Annotated in this window: 18 protein-coding genes; 16 read left to right on the forward strand and 2 right to left on the reverse strand. The window is 71.1% G+C overall.

Annotated elements, in window-relative coordinates; all coding sequences use genetic code 11:
• Window positions 1-97 precede the first annotated feature (97 nt).
• Window positions 98-487 carry a ribonuclease domain-containing protein gene (locus tag SPR02S_RS36610; protein ID WP_019061987.1) on the reverse strand — a complete coding sequence of 130 codons (390 nt, stop codon included), beginning with the start codon at window positions 485-487 and terminating at the stop codon, window positions 98-100.
• A gap of 269 nt (window positions 488-756) precedes the next feature.
• Between SPR02S_RS36610 and SPR02S_RS36615 the strand changes: the two genes are divergently transcribed.
• The 3 genes from SPR02S_RS36615 (at window position 757) to SPR02S_RS36625 (ending at window position 4,320) form a co-directional block, all read left to right on the forward strand.
• Entirely contained in the window at window positions 757-2,004 is a 1,248-nt protein-coding gene (locus tag SPR02S_RS36615; protein ID WP_043258743.1) for a sensor histidine kinase, read from the forward strand.
• A gap of 387 nt (window positions 2,005-2,391) precedes the next feature.
• A complete protein-coding gene (locus tag SPR02S_RS36620) occupies window positions 2,392-3,072 on the forward strand; it encodes a response regulator transcription factor (RefSeq protein ID WP_019061989.1) in 681 nt (226 codons plus the stop codon).
• A gap of 63 nt (window positions 3,073-3,135) precedes the next feature.
• Window positions 3,136-4,320 (forward strand): cytochrome P450 family protein, encoded by a 1,185-nt coding sequence (locus SPR02S_RS36625; protein WP_019061990.1) that lies wholly within the window; start codon window positions 3,136-3,138, stop codon window positions 4,318-4,320.
• A 191-nt stretch (window positions 4,321-4,511) separates the two neighbouring features.
• On the opposite strand, the gene SPR02S_RS36630 is transcribed toward SPR02S_RS36625, so the two are convergent.
• Entirely contained in the window at window positions 4,512-5,528 is a 1,017-nt protein-coding gene (locus SPR02S_RS36630) for a Gfo/Idh/MocA family protein (protein ID WP_019061991.1), read from the reverse strand.
• 130 nt (window positions 5,529-5,658) lie between these two features.
• On the opposite strand from SPR02S_RS36630, the gene SPR02S_RS36635 reads away from it, so the two are divergent.
• The 13 genes from SPR02S_RS36635 to SPR02S_RS36700 all read left to right on the forward strand — a co-directional run bounded on the left by SPR02S_RS36635 (window position 5,659) and on the right by SPR02S_RS36700 (window position 21,125).
• Window positions 5,659-6,396 (forward strand): GntR family transcriptional regulator, encoded by a 738-nt coding sequence (locus SPR02S_RS36635; RefSeq protein WP_174447584.1) that lies wholly within the window; start codon window positions 5,659-5,661, stop codon window positions 6,394-6,396.
• A 224-nt stretch (window positions 6,397-6,620) separates the two neighbouring features.
• The gene (locus SPR02S_RS36640; protein WP_026151184.1) at window positions 6,621-7,769 is read left to right on the forward strand and encodes an ROK family glucokinase; all 1,149 of its coding nucleotides are present in this window, start codon (window positions 6,621-6,623) and stop codon (window positions 7,767-7,769) included.
• Window positions 7,766-8,347, forward strand: coding sequence for a hypothetical protein (locus tag SPR02S_RS36645; protein WP_019061994.1), 582 nt, complete (start codon window positions 7,766-7,768; stop codon window positions 8,345-8,347). Before SPR02S_RS36640 ends, SPR02S_RS36645 begins: the two co-directional genes overlap by 4 nt.
• A gap of 97 nt (window positions 8,348-8,444) precedes the next feature.
• Window positions 8,445-11,279 carry an SCO1167/SCO6262 family helicase gene (locus tag SPR02S_RS36650; RefSeq protein ID WP_019061995.1) on the forward strand — a complete coding sequence of 945 codons (2,835 nt, stop codon included), beginning with the start codon at window positions 8,445-8,447 and terminating at the stop codon, window positions 11,277-11,279.
• A gap of 1,229 nt (window positions 11,280-12,508) precedes the next feature.
• A complete protein-coding gene (locus SPR02S_RS36660) occupies window positions 12,509-14,131 on the forward strand; it encodes an SWIM zinc finger family protein (RefSeq protein ID WP_019061996.1) in 1,623 nt (540 codons plus the stop codon).
• A gap of 202 nt (window positions 14,132-14,333) precedes the next feature.
• On the forward strand, window positions 14,334-15,623 hold the full coding sequence (pcaDC, locus tag SPR02S_RS36665) for a bifunctional 3-oxoadipate enol-lactonase/4-carboxymuconolactone decarboxylase PcaDC (RefSeq protein ID WP_019061997.1): 1,290 nt from the start codon (window positions 14,334-14,336) through the stop codon (window positions 15,621-15,623).
• Window positions 15,624-15,715: 92 nt separating this feature from the next.
• Window positions 15,716-16,351, forward strand: coding sequence for an MBL fold metallo-hydrolase (locus SPR02S_RS36670; RefSeq protein WP_019061998.1), 636 nt, complete (start codon window positions 15,716-15,718; stop codon window positions 16,349-16,351).
• Window positions 16,352-16,381: 30 nt separating this feature from the next.
• Window positions 16,382-17,161, forward strand: coding sequence for an exodeoxyribonuclease III (locus SPR02S_RS36675; RefSeq protein ID WP_019061999.1), 780 nt, complete (start codon window positions 16,382-16,384; stop codon window positions 17,159-17,161).
• A gap of 261 nt (window positions 17,162-17,422) precedes the next feature.
• Window positions 17,423-17,830 (forward strand): DUF6278 family protein, encoded by a 408-nt coding sequence (locus tag SPR02S_RS36680; RefSeq protein ID WP_019062000.1) that lies wholly within the window; start codon window positions 17,423-17,425, stop codon window positions 17,828-17,830.
• A 112-nt stretch (window positions 17,831-17,942) separates the two neighbouring features.
• Entirely contained in the window at window positions 17,943-18,686 is a 744-nt protein-coding gene (locus SPR02S_RS36685; RefSeq protein WP_019062001.1) for an amino acid ABC transporter ATP-binding protein, read from the forward strand.
• A gap of 17 nt (window positions 18,687-18,703) precedes the next feature.
• Entirely contained in the window at window positions 18,704-19,615 is a 912-nt protein-coding gene (locus SPR02S_RS36690; RefSeq protein WP_019062002.1) for a glutamate ABC transporter substrate-binding protein, read from the forward strand.
• 11 nt (window positions 19,616-19,626) lie between these two features.
• Complete coding sequence (locus SPR02S_RS36695; protein ID WP_019062003.1) at window positions 19,627-20,271, forward strand: amino acid ABC transporter permease; 645 nt, start codon at window positions 19,627-19,629, stop codon at window positions 20,269-20,271.
• A complete protein-coding gene (locus SPR02S_RS36700) occupies window positions 20,268-21,125 on the forward strand; it encodes an amino acid ABC transporter permease (RefSeq protein WP_019062004.1) in 858 nt (285 codons plus the stop codon). The genes SPR02S_RS36695 and SPR02S_RS36700 overlap by 4 nt, the downstream gene beginning before the upstream one ends.
• The last annotated feature ends 12 nt before the right edge of the window (window positions 21,126-21,137 follow it).

A 21,137-nucleotide genomic window follows, 5' to 3' on the forward strand; every position in this document is an offset into this window, starting at 1 on the left:
ATGGTGCAGCCGGTGGGGGCCGGACGCCCGGGTGGTTACGGGCCGGACCTACGCCCGGGCACGTCGTTCCTTCAGGCGCCGAACCTGAACGATCGGCTCAGCAGCCGAAGTTGATCAGGTTGAAGGTGACGTAGTGGTCCGCGGTGTAGTAGTCCTCCTGGGTCTCCTCGCCGGTGACGATGCGGCGCGCTCCTCGCGTGGACGAGCCAGGAGTCTTGACCGTGTACTCGTGGTAGTACCCGGACGCCTGGCTGGGGAGGACGCCTTCCTGGTTGCGGAAGACGACGCCGTCCTGCGAGTAGGGGAAGGGGCCGTTCGTGGCGATCAGGTCGAGCGTGTCGTACGCCTGGGAAGGCAGGGCGCTGTAACAGATGCTGCCGACCGCGGCGGCGGCCGGAGTCGCGGTGGCGACGGTGCCGCCGATGAGGAGAGTGGACAGGACGGCGGCTGCCGCGCCGATGCCGGTGATCCGTGGGGGGAATCTCATGCCCTCATGATGACGCGCGTAGATAGTGGCATGTCAATGACAACAGCGGAGATTTTCCCGCCAAGTCCGATGAGTTTTCAGGGAGTTAACCTGGCGCGCGCCGTCTCCACACGGTCTGCGCACGGGCAGGGGGCCTTGTCCCTGAACCGCCCGTCCGAAGGGTGCGGGGCGAGGCGTGTCCGCCGAAAGTCTGTGATCGCGCGACTTTGGTCGCCGTTCCCCCGCACGGGGTGGGTGACCGGGCCCGGCGCCACATAGATTTGTCGACCGTGACCGGAGACAGGACCGCGAAGGTGCCGCAGGTGTTCGCGGGGCGCCGATGGCTGCTGCCGTCCGCCGTGGCCGACGAACTCGACCCCGACGTCGAACGGCGCGGACGGCCCCGCCGTACCGCACGCGACTGGGTCGTCGACGTCTGCTGCTTCCTGCTGGCCGTGGCCATCGGGCTCGCGGCCGCGCAGTCCCTCGACGGCGACACCGCTACCCCGCACTCCCTCGCCGTCGTGGACCAGCTGTTCGGGGTCCTCGCCTGCGGCGCGGTGTGGCTGCGCCGCCGCTGGCCGGTCGGTCTCGCGGTCGCGATGATCCCCGTCGGCTTCGTGTCGAACACGGCGGGCGGCGCCGCCATGGTCGCCGTCTTCACCCTCGCCGTGCACCGCCCCTTCCGCTACGTCGCCTGGGTCGGGGGTGCCCAACTGGTCCTGGCCCCGCTGTTCTTCTGGCTGCGGCCGGACCCCGATCTGTCGTACGCCGCCGCGGTCGTGTTCACCGAGCTGCTCACCCTCACCGTCATCGGCTGGGGCATGTTCGTCCGCTCCAAGCGGCAGCTCATGCTGAGCCTGCGCGACCGTGCCCGGCGGGCCGAGACGGAGGCGGAACTGCGGGCCGAGCAGGCCCAGCGGCTCGCCCGCGAGGCCATCGCCCGCGAGATGCACGACGTGCTCGCGCACCGGCTGACCCTGCTGAGCGTGCACGCGGGCGCGCTGGAGTTCCGGCCCGACGCGCCCCGCGAGGAGGTCGCGCGGGCGGCCGGTGTCATCCGCGAGAGCGCCCACGAGGCCCTCCAGGACCTGCGGGAGATCATCGGCGTCCTGCGCGCGGGCGAGCCCGACGACACGGGCCGCCCGCAGCCCACGCTCGGCGCCCTGGACGCGCTGGTCACCGAGTCCCGCGAGGCCGGCATGAAGGTCACCCTCGCCAACCGCGTCACCGACCCCGCCACCGTCCCCGCCTCGGTCGGCCGCACCGCCTACCGCATCGCCCAGGAGGCCCTCACCAACGCCCGCAAACACGCCCCCGGTACGGAGGTCACGGTGACGGTCACCGGCACCCCGGGCGAGGGCCTGGTGATCGTCGTACGCAACCCGCCCCCGGAGGGGGAGGTGCCCCATGTCCCCGGTTCCGGCCAGGGGTTGATCGGGCTGACCGAGCGGGCGACGTTGGCGGGGGGACGGTTGGAGCACGGGCCGGAGGCGGGCGGGGGGTTCCGGGTGCGGGCTTCGCTGCCGTGGGGATGAGGCTCGTTCGGCGCCACGGGTAACTCCCGTTCTGGGCAAGGGGGATGGAGGTCGCTCAGGGAGTGTGGTGAGGGAGTGCGCGCCGCGCGGCTCTGTCCGCTCCGGCGCCGCCCACGTGGACTCTGGCCAACTCGCTGACTCCGCTGAGGTGTTGGCACGGGACAGCAGCCGGGGCCGGGTGTCCGGGGCGCTTTCGTGGAGCACCGATCGCGCTGCTGCCCCGCCGCCCCGGAGCCGCTCCCCGAGGATCAACCCGCTCGCGGTGTCGACGGCACGGCCGCCCGCCTCGGCGTGGGCAGCGAGGATGCGCGTACGACTCCTCGGGTGCCCCGCCCGGCACCGAGGACCACGCCACCACCCGCCGCGTCGCCGTGGTTACGTAGCCCCATGACTGCGATCAGACTGCTCCTCGTCGACGACGACCCGCTGGTGCGGGCCGGGCTGTCCTTCATGTTGGGCGGCGCCGCCGACATCGAGATCGTCGGCGAGGCCGCCGACGGCAGCGAGGTCGAGGAGCTCGTCGACCGGGTCCACCCGGACGTCGTCCTGATGGACATCCGCATGCCGTCGGTGGACGGACTCACCGCCACGGAGCGGTTGCGCGCCCGCGGTGACGCGCCCCAGATCGTCGTCCTCACCACCTTCCACGCCGACGAACAGGTGCTACGGGCCCTCCGCGCGGGCGCAGCCGGCTTCGTCCTCAAGGACACCCCGCCCGCCGAGATCCTCGACGCCGTACGCAAGGTCGCGGCCGGTGATCCCGTCCTCTCGCCCGCGGTCACCCGCCAGTTGATGGAGCACGCGGCGGGCACCGCCACCGACACCCGTCGGGCACGCGCGCGTGAGCGCATCGCCGCCCTGGGGGACCGTGAACGCGAGGTCGCGGTGGCCGTCGGCCAGGGACTCGCCAACGCCGAGATCGCCACCGGCCTCTTCATGAGCGTGGCCACCGTCAAGACCCACGTCTCCCGCATCCTGGCCAAGCTGGACCTCAACAACCGTGTGCAGATCGCCTTGTTGGCGTACGACGCGGGTCTGCTCGAAGAGGACGGGGAGGGTGGGCACTAGCCGTCGGCGCCGCGCGTTCTCACTGAACTGGGAGACCTCGGGGATCGTCCGGGAGGGGCAGGCATGACCGAAGTGGTCGATCTGGGGGAGTTCGGCGAGGAGTTCCGGCGGGACCCGTATCCGGTGTACGCCATGCTGCGGGAGCGGGGCCCGGTGCACCGCGTGCGGATGCCGGCGTCGGACCAGGGCCACGAGACCTGGCTGATCGTGGGGTACGAGGAGGCACGCTCGGCGCTCACCGACCCGCGGCTGGCCAAGGACGGCAACAGGATCGGGGTGACGTTCCTCGACGAGGAGCTGATCGGCAAACATCTGCTGTCCACCGACCCACCGCAGCACACCCGGCTACGCGGCCTGATCAGCCGCTCGTTCACCGCACGCCGGGTCGAGGAACTGCGGCCGCGCGTCCAGCAGATCACCGACGACCTGCTCGACGCGATGCTGCCGGCCGGCCGCGCCGACCTGGTCGAGTCGTTCTCCTACCCGCTGCCGATCACAGTGATCTGCGAGCTGCTCGGCGTGCCCGAGATGGACCGCACGGAATTCCGCGAGCTGTCCATGGAGGCGGTCGCACCCACCGGTGCGGACAGCGGGTACGACGCGATCGTGCGGCTCGCCCAGTACCTCCGCGATCTGATCGAGGACAAGCGCTGCGCCGGTCACAGCGGTGATCTCCTCAGTGACCTGATCCGCACCACCGCCAAGGACGGCGACCGACTCTCCCCGCAGGAGTTACGGGGCATGGCCTTCATCCTGCTCATCGCCGGCCACGAGACGACCGTCAACCTCCTCACCAGTGGCGTCCACGCTCTGCTCACCCACCCCGACCAACTCGCCGCCCTGCGCGCCGACATGACCCTGCTCGACGGCGCGATCGAGGAGATGCTGCGCTACGAGGGACCGGTGGAGAACGCGACGTTCCGGTTCGCCGCGGAGCCCCTGGACGTCGCCGGCACCTTCATCGAGAAGGGCGAGTCGGTCAGGGTCTGCCTGAACGCCGCCGACCACGACGCGGGCCGCTTTCCCGCTCCGGACCGCTTCGACATCCGCCGCGACACCCGCGGCCACCTCGCCTTCGGCCACGGCATCCACTACTGCCTCGGCGCCCCCTTGGCCCGCCTCGAAGCACGCACGGCGATACGCACCCTGTTGGAGCGCGCCCCCGCCCTCACCCTGGCCGGCCCGCCCGGCGACTGGCTCCCGGGCATGCTGATGCGCGGGATGCGGGCCTTGCCGGTGCGCTGGTAGAACGGCTGGACCCGTAGGAGGCCCAAGGAGACCCGAGGGGGCTCGCCCTCGTGACCGCATCGCCGAGTTCGCCGAGTTCGACCTGACCATCCAGTACATCCGCCAGGGCACGGTGCTGCCGGTCCGTACGTCCTGAGCGCCCCTGAAGCGCCCTGACGCCTGAGGAGGGATCCCGTCTACGACACAACTGCTCAGCTGTAGGGGAGGGCGCCCGCGATCTCCGCCAGGCGGACCGGTCTGTGTTCGCGTCTGGAGACTTCGCAGGCCTCGGCGATACGCAGCGCCTGAAGGGCCTCGCGCCCGTCGCACGGGTTGGTGCGCTGGCCGACGACGACCTCGACGAAGGCGATCAACTCGGCCTCGTAGGCGGGCGCGAAGCGCTCCAGGAAGCCGGTCCACGGCTTGGTCGCGGCCGGTGGACCGCTCGGCTCGGTGGACGCGATCGGCGTGCGGTCGTCCAGGCCGACGACGACCTGGTCCAGCTCTCCGGCGAGCTCCATGCGGACGTCGTAGCCCGCCCCGTTCAGGCGCGCGGCCGTCGTCGTGGCCAGCGTGCCGTCGTCCAGCGTGAGGACCGCCGCGGCCGTGTCGATGTCACCGGCCTCGCGGAACATCGCGGGCCCGGCGTCCGAACCGGTCGCGTACACGTCGACGACCTCGTGCCCGGTCACCCAGCGCAGCATGTCGAAGTCGTGGATCAGGGTGTCGCGGTACAGCCCGCCGGAGATCGGCAGATAGGCGGCCGGGGGAGGCGTCTGGTCGGAGGTCATCGCGCGGACCGTGTGCAGCCGTCCCAGCCGCCCCGAACGCACCGCTTCCCGGGCGCCCGTGTAGCCCGCGTCGAACCGGCGCTGGAAGCCCATCTGAAGGATCGTTCCCGCCGTCTCGACCTCGGCGATCGCCTGCAACGAGCCCGGCAGGTCAAGGGCGATGGGCTTCTCGCAGAACACCGGGAGCCCGGAGCGCGCCGCCCTGCCGATTAATTCGGCGTGCGCCGAGGTCGCCGTGGTGATCACGACGGCGTCCACGCCCCACTTGAAGATCTCCTCCGTGCTCGGTGCCGCCGTTTCCCCCAGCCGGTTCGCCAGCTCCTGGGCCCGAACCGGGTCCACGTCCGTGAGGATCAGCGAACCGACCTCGCGATGACGACTGAGCGTCCTGGCATGGATGGTCCCGATGCGGCCCGTACCGATGACTCCGATGCGCATGGGAACAAACTGAGGGCCGACCAGGCACGCTGTCAATGCGTATGTCCGGACAATCGAACTACATCACTTCCCGTCAACCATTCACACAGCTACGCTCGGCCCCGTGCCGAAACCAGATGTGGACCCGACAGTGCCGCTCGAGCTCAGCGTGGACCGGAGCAGCCCGGTGCCGTTGTACTTCCAGCTGTCCCAACAGCTGGAGGCCGCGATCGAACACGGCTCGCTCACCCCCGGCAGCCTGCTGGGCAACGAGATCGAACTGGCGGCCCGGCTCGGCCTGTCCCGGCCCACGGTCCGCCAGGCCATCCAGTCACTGGTCGACAAGGGCCTCCTGGTGCGCCGCCGGGGCGTCGGCACCCAGGTCGTGCACAGCCAGGTCAAACGCCCGCTCGAACTCAGCAGCCTCTTCGACGACCTGGAGGCGGCCGGACAGCGCCCCGCCACGAAGGTCCTCGTCAACAGCATCGTCCCGGCGTCCGCCGAGGTGGCGGCGGCACTCGGCGTGGCCGAGGACAGCGACGTACACCGCATCGACCGGTTGCGCCTCGCGCACGGTGAGCCGATGGCGTACCTGAGCAACCACCTGCCGCTCGGCCTCCTCAACCTGGACAGCGCACAGCTGGAGGTCACCGGCCTGTACCGGATGATGCGCACCGCCGGAATCACCCTGCACAGCGCCCGCCAGTCCATCGGCGCGCGCGGAGCCACCGCCGAGGAGGCCGAACGCCTCGCCGAGATCGAGGGCGCCCCACTCCTCACCATGCAGCGCACGACGTTCGACGACACGGGGCGCGCGGTGGAGTTCGGCAGCCATACCTATCGGCCGACGCGCTATTCGTTCGAGTTCCAGCTTCTGGTACGTCCCTGAGCGCACCCCCGTCCGCGATATTTGTCATAATGTCCGGACAACTGGGCTGGGTTGTTCTTCCTGGTCGAAATGCGCTGGACGATTTACGCCGTGGAGCGCAACGAGGCTAGGGGCGCGGGGAACTGCGCGACCAGCCACGATGCACCCGCACCGCACAACGATCCGCACCCCCCTTCAAGCCCCCGCACAGCACCTAGTGTCACGGTGAGGCAGAATCGGGCCCGATGAGCACCTACGGCAACTTCAGCGCCCCTATAGGCTCCCGGCGTGCCCCCGCACTGAGGACGGTCGGCACCCGCGAGCGGAGGTCGCACCTCACGGCCCCCCGCGTGCCCACCGTCGGCATCGACATCGGCGGCACCAAGGTCATGGCGGGCGTCGTGGACGCCGACGGCAACATCCTGGAGAAGCTCCGCACGGAGACCCCGGACAAGTCCAAGAGCCCCAAGGTCGTCGAGGACACCATCGTCGAACTGGTCCTGGACCTCTCCGACCGCCACGACGTGCACGCGGTCGGCATCGGCGCGGCCGGCTGGGTCGACGCCGAGCGCAACCGGGTCCTGTTCGCCCCCCACCTGTCGTGGCGGAACGAGCCCCTCAGGGACCGCATCACGAGCAGGCTCTCCGTGCCGGTCCTGGTGGACAACGACGCGAACACCGCCGCCTGGGCCGAGTGGCGCTTCGGCGCCGGCCGCGGCGAGGACCACCTCGTCATGATCACGCTCGGCACCGGCATCGGCGGCGCGATCCTGGAGGACGGCCAGGTCAAGCGCGGCAAGTGGGGCGTCGCCGGCGAGTTCGGCCATATGCAGGTCGTGCCAGGCGGCCACCGCTGCGCGTGCGGCAACCGCGGCTGCTGGGAGCAGTACAGCTCGGGCAACGCCCTGGTCAGGGAGGCGCGGGAGCTGGCCGCGGCGGACTCCCCGGTGGCGTACGGGATCATCGAGCACGTCAAGGGCAACATCGGCGAGATCACCGGGCCGATGATCACCGAGCTGGCCCGCGAGGGCGACGCGATGTGCATCGAGCTGCTCCAGGACATCGGCCAGTGGCTCGGCGTCGGCATCGCCAACCTCGCCGCCGCCCTCGACCCGTCCTGCTTCGTGATCGGCGGCGGTGTCTCGGCCGCCGACGACCTGCTGATCGGCCCCGCGCGGGACGCGTTCAAGCGGCAGCTCACCGGCCGCGGCTACCGCCCCGAGGCCCGCATAGTGCGAGCCCAGCTCGGCCCCGAGGCCGGCATGGTCGGCGCCGCCGACCTCGCCCGGCTGGTCGCCCGCCGCTTCCGGCGCGCCAAGCGCCGCCGGGTCGAGCGGTACGAGCGCTACGAGCGGTTCGCGGAGTTCCGGCGCGGCAGCCAGGACACGGCATGACCGCATCGCTGCCCCGCCAGGCCGTACCCCGGGACGAGTCGCCCCGACCACCCGAGGACCCCCGCCACAAGGCCCGCCGCCGAGCGATCACCCTGCTCATCATCGTGCTGCTCATCGGCGTACCGGCTGTCTATCTGGCGATCTCCGCCAACCAGAGCCGCAACAGCGGCAAGGACAAAGAGGACAAGTACTCTGCGACCGGGCTCACCGTGGGCTGGCCCTCGAAGGTGCAGCGGCGCCTCTACCAGGTTCCGGTCCCGCACCCGGCCGAAGAGGTCGCCTTCTACGAGACCAACAACTGGAAGACCAGCCGCCTCTACGTCCAGTTCCAGACCAGCGACGCGGGCCTGGACACCTTCCTCGCCGGCATAGACGTCGACCGGAACACGCTGAAGAAGAACGACATCACCATCAGCGCCCGCGACCAGAAGATCACCGGCTGGAAGTTCACCCGCCCCGGCCCCTGGTGGGGCGTCGTCAACAAGCAGAAGGACCCGGCCCCCACCCAGGACATCGTGGTGAACCTGTCCGACCCCAAGCTCCCCATGGTCTACGTCGTCTCCCGCACGGTCCCCTAGCGGGTGGCCCCGGCCGGTCGCCGGGGCCGATTGTCAGACCCCGCCCGTAGAGTCGAAGACAGCTGACACGACTGACGGGCGGGAGGTGACAGGACGTATGACGGACACGGCATTGACGGAGCAGATCTCCGTACGACTGGCCGCGGTCTTCCTGCCGTCCGCCGTCGTCCCGCGCGAGGGCCGCGTCGCCTTCTGGGACCCCGACGGCGAGCGCGCACTCCCTGAAGCGGAAGTGGGCGTGGAACAGACCGAGTTGACCGTCGTACGACGACAGGGCACCGCAGTCCGCCGCAGGTCCGCCCCCGCACTGACCCTGCCGATCGAAGCGGCCCTGCCCCTGCTCGTGCGCGCTCGCCGTGACCCCGCCGCCCATCCCGCCACGGCCTGCTGGGGCGCCGCCGCCCTGCACGCGCTACGGCTCGCGGCCCGCGGCCGACTGCTCCCCGGCCTCACCGCGACAGGCAACGACGCGTGGCGTGCGGGCCCCCTGGAGCCGGAGGACATCGCACACGTCCGCGCGGTGGCGGCCGCCCTTCCGTACGAGGGCCATGCCGTTCCGCTGCCCGGCCCGGGCCCGCTGCGGCTGCCCGAGCCGGAAGCGCTGATGCGGTCCTTCCTGGACGCGGTCGCGGACACCCTGCCCCGCACCCCGGCCGCGCCGTACACCTCCGGGATGCCCTTCGCGGCCCGCAAGCCGCAGCGGCTGCGCGACGCCCAGGACTGGGCCGCGGAGGTCGCCGCCGGCATGGACGCGGGCGTGCGGATCTCGCTCCGGCTGGACCTGTCGGCCTACGACCTGTTCGACGACGGTGGACGGGTGCGCAGCGCGGGCGCGGCGATCGTCCAGGTGCACAGCCTCGCCGACCCGACCCTCGTGGTCGACGCGGCGGCCCTGTGGGCGGGCACGGCGGACACCGCCTTCGGCCCCCGCGCACGCGTGGACGCCGCGTTGGCGGTACGGCGGGCCGCGCGCGTCTGGCCCCCGCTGGACCGTCTCTCCGAGCTGGACGTGCCCGACGTACTCGCCCTGTCCGAGGAGGAGTTGGGCGACCTGCTCGGCATGGCGGCCACGCGGCTCGCGGCGGCCGGGGTCGCCGTCCACTGGCCCCGGGACCTGGCACAGGACCTGACGGTGTCCGCCGTGGTCCGGTCGGCGCCGGGTTCGGCCACCGACGGCACCGGCTTCTTCGAGAGCGAGGAACTGCTCCAATTCCGCTGGCAGTTGGCGCTCGGCGGCGACCCGCTCACCGAGGCCGAGATGGACATGCTGGCCGAGGCCCACCGCCCGGTCGTACGCCTGCGGGACCAGTGGGTGCTGGTCGACCCGGCCCTCGTCCGCAAGGCCCGCAAGCGCGAACTGGGCCTGCTCGACCCGGTCGACGCGCTCTCCGTCGCGCTCACCGGCACGGCGGAGGTCGACGGCGAGCGGGTGGAGGCGGTCCCGGTGGGCGCGTTGGCGACCCTGCGCGACCGCCTCACCGTAGGCATCCAGCCCGCGGAGCCTCCCCCGGGCCTGGACGCCACCCTCCGGGACTACCAACTCCGGGGCCTGGCCTGGCTCGACCTCATGACCTCCCTCGGCCTGGGCGGCTGCCTCGCCGACGACATGGGCCTCGGCAAGACGATCACCCTCATCGCCCTGCACCTGCGCCGAGCCCACCGCGCCCCCACCCTCGTGGTCTGCCCCGCCTCCCTCCTGGGCAACTGGCAGCGGGAGATCACCCGCTTCGCCCCCGGCGTCCCCGTCCGCCGCTTCCACGGCACGGACCGCACCCTGGAGGACCTGACCGGCGGCTTCGTCCTCACGACGTACGGCACGATGCGCTCGGCGGCTCCCACCCTCGCCCAGCAGCCGTGGGGCATGGTGGTCGCGGACGAGGCACAGCACGTCAAGAACCCGTACTCGGCGACGGCGAAGGCACTGCGCACGATCCCGACCCCCGCGCGCGTGGCGCTGACCGGCACCCCGGTGGAGAACAACCTCTCAGAACTCTGGGCCCTGCTGGACTGGACGACCCCCGGACTCCTCGGCCCCCTGAAGTCCTTCCGCGCCCGGCACGCGCGCGCGGTGGAGAACGGCGAGGACGAGGAGGCGGTGACCCGACTCGCCCGCCTGGTCCGCCCGTTCCTGCTGCGCCGCAAGAAGTCGGATCCCGGCATTGTCCCCGAACTGCCGCCCAAGACGGAGACAGACCACCCGGTCCCGCTCACCCGCGAACAGGCCTCGCTGTACGAGGCGGTGGTGCGGGAGTCGATGCTCGCGATCGAGACGACGGAGGGCATCGCCCGCCGGGGTCTGGTCCTGAAGCTCCTCACCTCCCTCAAACAGATCTGCGACCACCCGGCGCTGTACCTGAAGGAGGAGCACGCGGCAGCACAGGCGACCGGAGACCGCCTCGCTGCCCGCTCCGGCAAACTCGCCCTGCTGGACGAGCTGTTGGACACGCTGCTGTCCGAGGACGGTTCCGCGATCGTCTTCACGCAGTACGTCGGCATGGCCCGCCTGATCACCGCCCACCTGTCCGCCCGCGCGGTCCCGGTGGAGCTGCTCCACGGCGGCACACCGGTCCCGGAACGGGAGCGCATGGTGGACCGCTTCCAGGCGGGCGCGACCCCGGTCCTGGTCCTCTCCCTGAAGGCGGCGGGCACCGGCCTGAACCTCACCCGCGCGGGCCACGTCGTCCACTTCGACCGCTGGTGGAACCCGGCCGTCGAGGAACAGGCCACCGACCGCGCGTACCGCATCGGCCAGACCCAGCCCGTCCAGGTCCACCGCCTCATCACCGAGGGCACGGTCGAGGACCGCATCGCCGAAATGCTCGAATCCAAGCGGGCGTTGGCGGACGCGATCCTCGGCTCCGGCGAGTCGTCGTTGACCGAGCTGTCGGACCGGGATCTGTCCGACCTGGTGTCGCTGCGGAGGCCGGAGTGACCGGGGGTGCGGGGCGGGGTGCCAAGGGGGGTCGTCGGGGGGCTGCGGCCGCCGAGGGAGCTGAGGTGACGGCGCCGGCGCCGGTGGAGGACGAGCAGCGAGTGGACGTGGCGTCGGCCGGTGAAGGGGCGGAGGTGTCGCGGGGGTCGGTGGGTGGCGCGGCGGAGGTGCAGCGGCGCCCGGCGGGGGAGGCGTCGCAGGGCTCGGCGGATGAAACGCCGGAGGTGCAGGGGCACTTGGTGGGGGAGGTACCGCGGGGCCTGGCGGAGGACATGGCTGAGGTGCTGCGGGAGCTGGCGGTGAAGGGGGCGCGGGGTCAGGCGTCCGAAGCGTCGGCGGCAGAAGTGGCGGAGGCGGAGCGGTACTTGGGGGTCGAAGGGCTGCGGGGCTCGGCGGACGAAACGCCGGAGGCACAGCCGCACCCTGCGATGACGGCGTCGCAGGACCCGGCGGAGGAAACGGCGGGTGCGCAGCGACCCCCAGCGGTGGAGGCCTCGCAGAGCCCAGTGGACGAGACGCCGGAGGTGCAACGCCCGCCGCTGGAGGAGCGCCCCGCGGACGCGGTGCGGCGGGCGTTGCAGGCGGCGCGAAAGCGTGGGAGTCAAGGCGCTGACGCGGAAGTCGCCGGGCCCTCGGAGTCTTCTCGCGCACCGGGGTCTTCTCGCCCACCGGGCGTGGACCGCGCGGCAGTTGACAAGGCCGCGGAGCCTCAGTCCCGGCCAGGTGACGCGGCACGGGCGGCGCTCCGCCGAGCCGTCGCCGAGCGGCGCGCCGCCGGCGCTTCCGGGGAAGACGCCCTGACGCCGGGAGACGGCTCGGCCAAGGACGCGGCAGCAGCGATCAGCCCGGGAGGCGGCGCCGGAGCAGGAACAGCGGACCCGCTGCGAGACCCGGTGCGGTTTGGGGCGGCCGTTCCGGACGCCGGAGTCGGTGAAGTCGGTGACGCAGGGTGGTCCGGGGATGCAACGGGGGACGGGTCGGCCACCCTTCAGGAACCGGCGACCGTTCAGGAACCGGCCACCCTTCAGGAACCGGCGACCGTTCAGGAACCGGCGACCGTCGCCGACGGCGGTTCGGCACGGCCCGCCGATGCCGCGCGTGAGGCGTTGCGGGCGGCTCGTGGTGCGGCGCGGAAGGCTCGGGAGGATGTCGGGGCCGGGGGAGCGGAGTCGGTACCTCGGGCGGGGTCTCGTGCGAGTGGCGGTTCCGGGGCCGGGGGACGAAGCGGTGTGCGTGGGCGTACCGGTGAGGTCGGGGCCCGTGACCTACGGGACTTCCTCGCGGGAGCCTTTCGGCTGCCGGCCGATGTGCTGCTGCCGGCCGATGAGACAGCGCCCGCCGAGGAGACCGCACCGGACAACGACCGCTCGACACCGGGGAGTTCACACTCCGAGGCGTTCACCCCGGCGCCCCCTCGCACACCCGACCCCACCGAACACCCGTCACAACCGTCGGCCACCCCACCCGAGCCGGCCCCCGTCGATCCGACCTTCCTCCCTTCCCTCGCCCCTGACCTCGACATCGTCCCCGCACTCCCTCGAACCCCCACCTCCATGGCCTCCCCCTCCCGAGACAGCGACCTCCGCCGCACCTTCCCCGCCTTCTCACCCCGCCCCTCGGACAGAGACGGCGACGGCAACGGAGAGGGCGCCCCCCACTTCGCCGACACCTGGTGGGGCAACGCCTGGGTCACCGCGTTGGAAGAAGGCGCCCTGGATCCCAAGCGGCTGCTGCGGGGCCGGAGTTACGCGGAGAAGGGGCACGTCGACGCGATCACCGTGACACCGGGGCTCGTGCTCGGGTACGTGCAGGGCAGCCGCGCGCGCCCGTACCGCGTGCAGGTGCGGTTGCGGACGCTGGACGACGCCGACTGGGAGCGGTTCCTGGACGCCGCCGCCGACCGGCCCGGGGACATCGCCGCGCTGCTCGACAAGGAGATGCCCAAGTCCCTTGCGGAGAGCGGGGTTCCGTTGCTGCCGGGCCCCGGCGACCTCGCTCCGCAGTGCAGTTGCCCCGACTCCGGTCACCCCTGCAAGCACGCCGCCGCCCTCTGCTACCAGACCGCCCGCCTCCTCGACGCCGACCCCTTCGTCCTGCTCCTGCTCCGCGGCCGGGGCGAACGCCCGCTGCTCGACGCCCTGTCCCGCCGTAACGCCGCCCGCGCGGCCCGCGCCGCCCAGGAGCAGGAACCGGCTCCCCTCCCCGGCATAAGAGCCACGGACGTCCTCGCGAACCAGCGGGAGCGCCGACTTCCCCCGCTCCCACCCCCGTTGCCCATGCCCGCGCACCCCGAGCAGCCTCCCGCGTACCCGGCGGTCCCCGGCGGCCCGGACCCCTTCGCGCTCGACCAGTTGGCGACCGACGCCGCCGCCCGCGCGCACGCGCTGCTCAGCACCGGCCGGGACCCGGTGGGGGGCCTGACGCTGTGGCAGGACGCGGTACGGCTCGCCGCGGCCCGCCCCGGTTCGGGGCTGACCGTCACCACCCGCTCCCTCTACGCCTCCCTCGCCAAGGTCACCGGACGCGGCACGCCTGAGCTGGCCCGCGCGGTCGCCGCCTGGCGGCAGGGCGGCATCGAGGGGCTCGCGGTGCTCGAAGAGCCCTGGGACCCACCGGCCGGCCGCTTCGACCGGGCCCGCCCGCTCCTCCTCGCCGCCGACCTCCCGGCCTTCCGCCCCTGGCACAACCACCTCACTCACCCGCACGGCCACGTCCAACTCCGCCTGGGCCGCGACGGCTTGTGGTACGCCTACGAATCGGAACCGGGCGACGAGGACTGGTGGCCCAGAGGCACCCCCGACCTGGACCCGGTCGGCGCCCTCACGGGTCTGGGCGCGCCGAGCGAGCTCTGAGCCGCCGAGCACCCCGGAGTGGCCTTCGACACAGCCCCACCGGGGGCACCGGTCGCACCCGTCCACAACTTCCCCGGTCCCGCCCCTGTCCCGTGAAGGCGATGTGAGGGTTCCCCACTGATGTGTGGGAGCCAGGTGGGGAGACCGGGGGCCCCACAGCCGGGTCGTAAGAAACGGCGGTTACGTTGGGTCGGTGAGCGACATGAAGACCCCTCCCCTCCAGTACCGCTTCGACGGCCCCGAAGACGCGCCCGTTCTCATCCTGGGCCCGTCCCTCGGGACGACCTGGCACATGTTCGATCGCCAGGTGCCCGAGCTGGCGAAGCAGTGGCGGGTCTTCCGGTACGACCTGCCGGGCCACGGCGGCTCGCCCGCGCACCCGACCGGCTCGGTCTCCGACCTGGCCGACCGGCTGCTGGCCACGCTGGACGCCCTCGGCGTGCAGCGCTTCGGCTACGCGGGCTGCGCGCTCGGCGGCGCGGTCGGTCTCGAACTGGTCCTGCGCCACCCGGAGCGTGTGGCCTCCCTCGCGCTGATCGCGGCCTCGCCCCGCTTCGGCACGGCGGACGAGTTCCGCCAGCGCGGCGTGATCGTGCGTACGAACGGCCTCGACCCCATCGCCCGGACCTCGCCCGAGCGCTGGTTCACCAGCGGGTTCGCCGCGTCGCAGCCCGCGATCACCGAGTGGGCCGTGCAGATGGTGCGCACCACCGACCCCGGCTGCTACATCGCCGCGTGCGAGGCGCTGGCCGCCTTCGACGTACGGTCCGAACTCGGCCGGATCGGCGTGCCGACCCTGGTCCTCGTCGGCTCGGACGACCAGGTCACCGGCCCGGCCGAGGCCCGCACCCTGGTCGCCGGCATCCCCGACGCCCGCCTCGCGGTCGTACCCGGCGCCTCGCACCTGGTCCCGGTCGAGCAGCCCGCAGCCGTGACCGACCTCCTCGTCCGGCACTTCTCCACCGCCTGGCAGCCCGCCTACGAGCACTCCACCGGGCAGTTCGCCATCGCGGCGACCCCGGTCAAACCGGTCCTCGCCCCGCCGCCGCAGCTCACGCCGATCGCCGAGATCGCGCCGCCGCCCGCCGCACCGCCGCAGGGCATGGGCCGTCCGGACCCCTACGACGCCGGGATCAAGGTCCGCCGCGAGGTGCTCGGCGACGCGCATGTCGACCGGGCGCTGGCGCAGGCCGACGAGTTCTCCGGGGACTTCCAGGAGTTCATCACCCGGTACGCGTGGGGCGAGATCTGGGACCGCCCCGGCCTCGACCGGCGTTCGCGCAGCTGTGTCACCCTCACCGCGCTGGTTTCGGGCGGCCACCTGGACGAGCTGGCCTTCCACACCCGCGCGGCGCTGCGCAACGGCCTCACCCCGGTCGAGATCAAGGAGGTCCTCCTCCAAGCGGCCGTGTACTGCGGAGTACCGGCGGCGAACAGCGCCTTCAAGGTGGCCCAACAGGTCATCCGCGAGGAGACGACCCCCACGGAGTGATCTCCGGACCGGCACGGAGCGATCTTCAGGCCGGTACCGAAAGCACCAGTCTCAGCTGCCCGCCCACAGCCGGGCAGCGGCAGGATGGACCCATGAAGCTCACCAAGAATGCGCACGCCTGCATCCGTCTGGAAAAGGACGGCCGGTCGCTCGTCATCGACCCGGGCACCTTCAACGAGGAGGACGCCGCGGTCGGCGCGGACGCGATCCTGGTCACCCACGAGCACCTCGACCACTTCAACGAGGACCGGCTGCGGGCCGGCCTGGAGGCCAACCCGGCCGCCGAGATCTGGACCCTGAAGTCGGTCGCGGACCAGCTCTCCGCCGCGTTCCCGGGCCGCGTGCACACCGTCGGCCACGGCGACACCTTCACGGCGGCGGGCTTCGACGTCCAGGTGCACGGCGAACTGCACGCCGTGATCCACCCGGACATCCCGCGCATCACCAACATCGGCTTCCTCGTCGACGACGGCCGCGTCTTCCACCCGGGCGACGCACTCACCGTCCCCGACCACACCGTAGAGACGCTGATGCTCCCGGTCATGGCCCCCTGGAGCAAGATCTCCGAGGTCATCGACTACGTCCGCGAGCTCAAACCGCAGCGCGCCTACGACATCCACGACGCCCTGCTCACCGACCTCGCCCGCCCGATCTACGACATGCAGATCGGCGCGCTCGGCGGCGCGGAGCACCTGCGGCTGGCGCCCGGTGAGGCGGCGGACCTGTGAGTGTCAGACCCGCCCGGTAGGTTGTGAGGCATGCGCATCGCGACCTGGAACGTGAACTCGATCACCGCCCGTCTGCCGAGGCTCCTGGCCTGGCTGGAGAGCAGCGGCACCGACGTGCTGTGCCTCCAGGAGGCCAAGCTGGCCGAGGCGCAGTTCCCGTTCGACGAGCTGCGCGAGGCGGGCTACGAGGCGGCGGTCAACGCGACCGGGCGGTGGAACGGGGTGGCGGTGCTCTCCCGGGCCGGACTCGACGACGTGGTCAAGGGCTTCCCCGGGGACCCCGGTTACGACGGCGTCCAGGAGCCCCGCGCCGTCGCGGCGACCTGCGGCCCGGTCCGCGTCTGGTCGGTGTACGTGCCGAACGGCCGCGAGGTGGACCACCCCCACTACGCGTACAAGCTCCAGTGGTTCGACGCACTCAAGGCGGCCGTCGCGGACGACGCGCAGGGCAGCCGACCGTTCGCGGTGCTCGGCGACTACAACGTGGCGCCGACGGACGACGACGTCTTCGACGTCGCCGCTTTCGAGGGCCTCACCCACGTCACCCCGGCCGAGCGCGCCGCCCTGGCCGCCCTGCGTGACGCGGGCCTGTCCGACGTGGTCCCGCGCCCCCTCAAGTACGACCAGCCGTACACGTACTGGGACTACCGCCAGCTCGCCTTCCCGAAGAACCGCGGCATGCGCATCGACCTGGTCTACGGCAACGAGCCGTTCGCGAAGGCCGTCACCGACTCCTACGTCGACCGCGAGGAGCGCAAGGGCAAGGGCGCCTCGGACCACGCGCCGGTGGTCGTGGACCTGGACGTCTGACCCGACGAGCCCCGCCCGCCGCTCAGCGCGGGGACGCGAACCACCGCACCACGGCGCCGGTTCGGGCCCGCCCGTCCAGCTCGTCCCGCCCCAACTGCCGCCCGAGCCCACGCCCCGTCCTCGTCGCCCCTCGACTCGGCGGTCACCGTCCGGCCAACCCGCCCTCGGCAGAAGGACTTTCCCCCTCCCACGACCGAGTGCTGACACGCCACCGGCGACGCCCTGTGGTGCGTACGGCGGTGCGAATGACACGCTAGACGGATGAACATCCCTTTCCTGGGCGACCGGGGCGAGAAGCACCGTACTCACGACCCCGAGGGCATCGCCGAGCTGCTGTCCGAGTGCCAACTGCTCCGCGCCCTCGCGGCCCGGGAAGGCATCCAACTCGACGACTCCGTAAGCTCGTTGGAGGCGCTCGACCAACTGGTGCCACGCTGGCGGGACGACGAGGAGACCCTGTCCTGGCTCGGTAACGACGCCGGTCTGTATCTGGGGACCGTGATCGTGCGCACCGTGCCGGGCGCCGCCTGGGAGATCTGGGAGAGCGGCCAGCCTGTCGTACGGCTCGACTCCGGGCGTGAGTTCGACGTCGTGGCCTCCGGTCATGAGTGGGCGGCCAGCGGTGTGCCCGAGCTCTCGCAGGTGTACGCCGAGGTCGCCGAAGAGTAAGAGCGGCGTAAATACGGCTAATGCCCGAAAAGTGCGTGTCGTGCGTTAACTCCACTCTTGTGTCGATAGTTTGCGGCGACCACGACACAGCTGAGAGTGAGTAGGGCTGGGCATGGCCGTCGATCCGTTGATCGAACTGCGTGACGTCAACAAGTACTACGGGGAGCTGCATGTCCTCCAGGACATCAACCTCACCGTCGGCAAGGGGGAGGTGGTCGTGGTCATCGGCCCTTCGGGGTCGGGAAAGTCGACGCTGTGCCGGACGATCAACCGGCTGGAGACCATCGAGTCCGGGACGATCGAACTCGACGGGCAGCCGCTGCCCGAGGAGGGCAAGGCCCTCGCGAAGCTACGCGCCGAAGTCGGCATGGTCTTCCAGTCCTTCAACCTGTTCGCCCACAAGACGGTCCTCCAGAACGTCTCGCTGGCCCAGGTCAAAGTCCGCAAGCGCAAGCGCGAGGACGCCGACAAGCGGTCGCTCGAACTCCTGGACCGCGTGGGACTCGCCGCCCAGGCGCCCAAGTTCCCCGCCCAGCTCTCCGGCGGCCAGCAGCAGCGCGTGGCCATCGCCCGCGCCCTCGCCATGGAACCCAAGGCGCTCCTCTTCGACGAGCCGACCTCGGCCCTCGACCCGGAGATGATCAACGAGGTCCTCGAGGTCATGCGCCAACTCGCCCACGACGGCATGACGATGGTCGTCGTCACCCACGAGATGGGCTTCGCCCGCTCCGCCGCCAACCGCGTCGTGTTCATGGCCGACGGCCGCATCATCGAGGACCGCACCCCCGAGGAGTTCTTCACCAACCCGCGCACCGACCGGGCCAAGGACTTCCTGTCCAAGATCCTCAAGCACTGAGCGGGGGAGTGCGATCCATGTCCCGTACCACCCGTGTGTCGTTCGCCGTCGTCACGCTCGCCGTGCTGCTCGCGAGCGCCTGCGGCAAGGAGGGCAGCCCGCCCGTCAAGGGCCCGGCCGCCGAGAAACTCCCCAACTACCAAGTCGCGCAAGGCTTTCAGCTCCCCGACTCCAAGACCTGGGAACGGGCCAGGAAGCGCGGCCACTTCACCGTCGGCGCCAAGGAGGACCAGCCCTACCTCGGCGAGAAGGACCCGGCGACGGGCACCTACTCCGGCTTCGACATCGAGATCGCCAAGATGATGTCGGCCTCCCTCGGCTTCGCCCCGAAGACCGTCCGCTTCAGGACGATCGCCTCCGCCAACCGCGAAACCGCCCTGCAGAACGGCCAGATCGACTACTACGTCGGCACCTACACCATCAACGACATGCGCAAGAAGCTCGTCGGCTTCGCCGGTCCCTACTACATGGCCGGTCAGTCGCTCCTCGTCCGCGCCGACGAGAACGACATCCACGGCCCGCAGGACCTCGCCGGCAAACGCGTCTGCTCGGCGGCCGGCTCCACGCCGTACCAGCGCATCAAGGACGACTATCCGAAGGCCCAACTCGTCGCCTACGACACGTACTCGGTCTGTGTCGACAACCTGCTCACCTATCAGGTCGACGCCGTCACCACGGACGACGCGATCCTCATCGGCTACGCGGCGAAGGTCCCCGACCAGCTCAAGGTCGTCGGCAAGCCCTTCTCGAAGGAGCCGTACGGCATCGGAGTCCCGCACGGCGACAACGCCCTGCGGTTCGCCCTCGACGACGCGTTGGAGGCCCGTGAGAAGAACGGCGACTGGAAGAAGGCGTACGAGGCGACGCTCGGCCTGTCCGGAGTGCCCGCGCCCACCCCGCCCGCGATCGACCGCTACCCGGCGAGCTGAGGGAGGCAGACGTGAACGTACTGACAGACAACTTCTCGACCTTCGGCGACGGCTTCCTCGGCACCGTCGAACTCACCGTCTACGCCTCGGTGTTGGCGCTCGTCCTCGGCTTCCTCATGGCCTCCTTCCGGGTCGCCCCGGTCGGCTCGCTGCGGGTTTTCGGCACGGTGTGGGTGACCGTGCTGCGCAACACCCCGCTCACCCTGCTGTTCTTCGCGGTGCTGCTCGGCCTGCCGCGGTTCGGACTCGTGCTGCCCTTCAAGGTGTTCGCGGTCCTCGCGCTCGGCTGCTACACCTCGGCGTTCATCTGCGAGGCGCTGCGCGCCGGCATCAACACCGTGCCCAGGGGACAGGGGGAGGCGGCCCGCAGCCTCGGCATGTCCTTCGGGCAGAGCCTCGGCCTCGTCGTGCTGCCCCAAGCGTTCCGCTCGGTGATCCCACCGGTCGGCTCCGCCCTCATCGCCCTCGCAAAGAACTCGGCGATCGCCGGCGCGTTCAGCGTCACCGAACTCCTCGGCACCTACCGGACGTTGAGCGAACTCGGCTACAACATCGTCTGGACGTTCGTCTGGATCGCCGTCGGCTACCTGATCATCACCCTCGCCATCAGCGCGCTGTTCAACGCGCTGGAGCGGAAGTGGGGAGTCGCCCGATGACCACCGCCAACGCCCTCTACGACGTCCCCGGCCCCAAGACCCGTAAACGGCACCGCCTTTACGGCATCGCGTCCACGGTCGTCATCCTCGCGCTGCTCGGCTGGATCCTCTATCTCCTGTTCGACACCGACCAGTTCACGTACACGAAGTGGATGCCCTTCGAATACAAGGGAATTCAGGAACTGCTGCTGCGCGGCCTCGGCAACACGCTCAAGGCCTTCGGGCTGGCAGCCGTACTGTCACTGGCACTTGGCACCCTGCTCGCCGTGGGACGCCTCTCGGACCACCGTCCCGTGCGCTGGCTGTCCACGGTCGTCGTGGAGTTCTTCCGCGCCATGCCCGTCCTCGTGATGATCTTCTTCATCTTCGTGGCGCTCAAGGTGCAGCCGCTGCCCGCACTCGTCGTGGGCCTGACCCTCTACAACGGCTCGGTGCTCGCCGAGGTGTTCCGCTCCGGCGTCAACAGCGTCGAACGCGGCCAGCGGGAGGCCGCGTTCGCGCTAGGCATGCGCAAGGTCCACGTCATGTCGTACGTCCTCGTGCCGCAGGCCGTACGGGCCATGTTGCCCGCGATCATCAGCCAGTTGGTGGTCGCGCTGAAGGACACCTCGCTGGGCTATCTGATCACCTATGAGGAGTTTCTCCATGCCGGGAAGCTCATCGCCTCGAACCTCGACTACGATTTGCCGTTCATCCCCGTGGTGATGGTGATCTCGCCGATCTACATCGGGATGTGCATGCTGCTCTCGTGGTTCGCCGGATGGGTGTCCCGTCGGGAGCAGCGCAGTCCCAAGACCGGGGCCGTGGATGTGGCCCCGGCGGAACCAGGGACGCTGCTGCCGCGGGTGCAGTAGTCGAGAGGGCAC

This window comes from Streptomyces prunicolor NBRC 13075 (genome assembly GCF_000367365.1).
Lineage (GTDB): Bacteria > Actinomycetota > Actinomycetes > Streptomycetales > Streptomycetaceae > Streptomyces > Streptomyces prunicolor.

Excerpts from the sequence above, each read along its gene's own strand:
- SPR02S_RS36650 (WP_019061995.1), top strand. The coding sequence starts at position 8,445 with ATGACGGACACGGCATTGACGGAGCAGATCTCCGTACGACTGGCCGCG.
- SPR02S_RS36640 (WP_026151184.1), top strand. The coding sequence starts at position 6,621 with ATGAGCACCTACGGCAACTTCAGCGCCCCTATAGGCTCCCGGCGTGCC.
- SPR02S_RS36690 (WP_019062002.1), top strand. The coding sequence starts at position 18,704 with ATGTCCCGTACCACCCGTGTGTCGTTCGCCGTCGTCACGCTCGCCGTG.
- SPR02S_RS36685 (WP_019062001.1), top strand. The coding sequence starts at position 17,943 with ATGGCCGTCGATCCGTTGATCGAACTGCGTGACGTCAACAAGTACTAC.
- SPR02S_RS36645 (WP_019061994.1), top strand. The coding sequence starts at position 7,766 with ATGACCGCATCGCTGCCCCGCCAGGCCGTACCCCGGGACGAGTCGCCC.
- SPR02S_RS36610 (WP_019061987.1), bottom strand. The coding sequence starts at position 487 with ATGAGATTCCCCCCACGGATCACCGGCATCGGCGCGGCAGCCGCCGTC.
- SPR02S_RS36620 (WP_019061989.1), top strand. The coding sequence starts at position 2,392 with ATGACTGCGATCAGACTGCTCCTCGTCGACGACGACCCGCTGGTGCGG.
- SPR02S_RS36680 (WP_019062000.1), top strand. The coding sequence starts at position 17,423 with ATGAACATCCCTTTCCTGGGCGACCGGGGCGAGAAGCACCGTACTCAC.
- SPR02S_RS36670 (WP_019061998.1), top strand. The coding sequence starts at position 15,716 with ATGAAGCTCACCAAGAATGCGCACGCCTGCATCCGTCTGGAAAAGGAC.
- pcaDC (WP_019061997.1), top strand. The coding sequence starts at position 14,334 with ATGAAGACCCCTCCCCTCCAGTACCGCTTCGACGGCCCCGAAGACGCG.
- SPR02S_RS36630 (WP_019061991.1), bottom strand. The coding sequence starts at position 5,528 with ATGCGCATCGGAGTCATCGGTACGGGCCGCATCGGGACCATCCATGCC.
- SPR02S_RS36700 (WP_019062004.1), top strand. The coding sequence starts at position 20,268 with ATGACCACCGCCAACGCCCTCTACGACGTCCCCGGCCCCAAGACCCGT.
- SPR02S_RS36625 (WP_019061990.1), top strand. The coding sequence starts at position 3,136 with ATGACCGAAGTGGTCGATCTGGGGGAGTTCGGCGAGGAGTTCCGGCGG.
- SPR02S_RS36675 (WP_019061999.1), top strand. The coding sequence starts at position 16,382 with ATGCGCATCGCGACCTGGAACGTGAACTCGATCACCGCCCGTCTGCCG.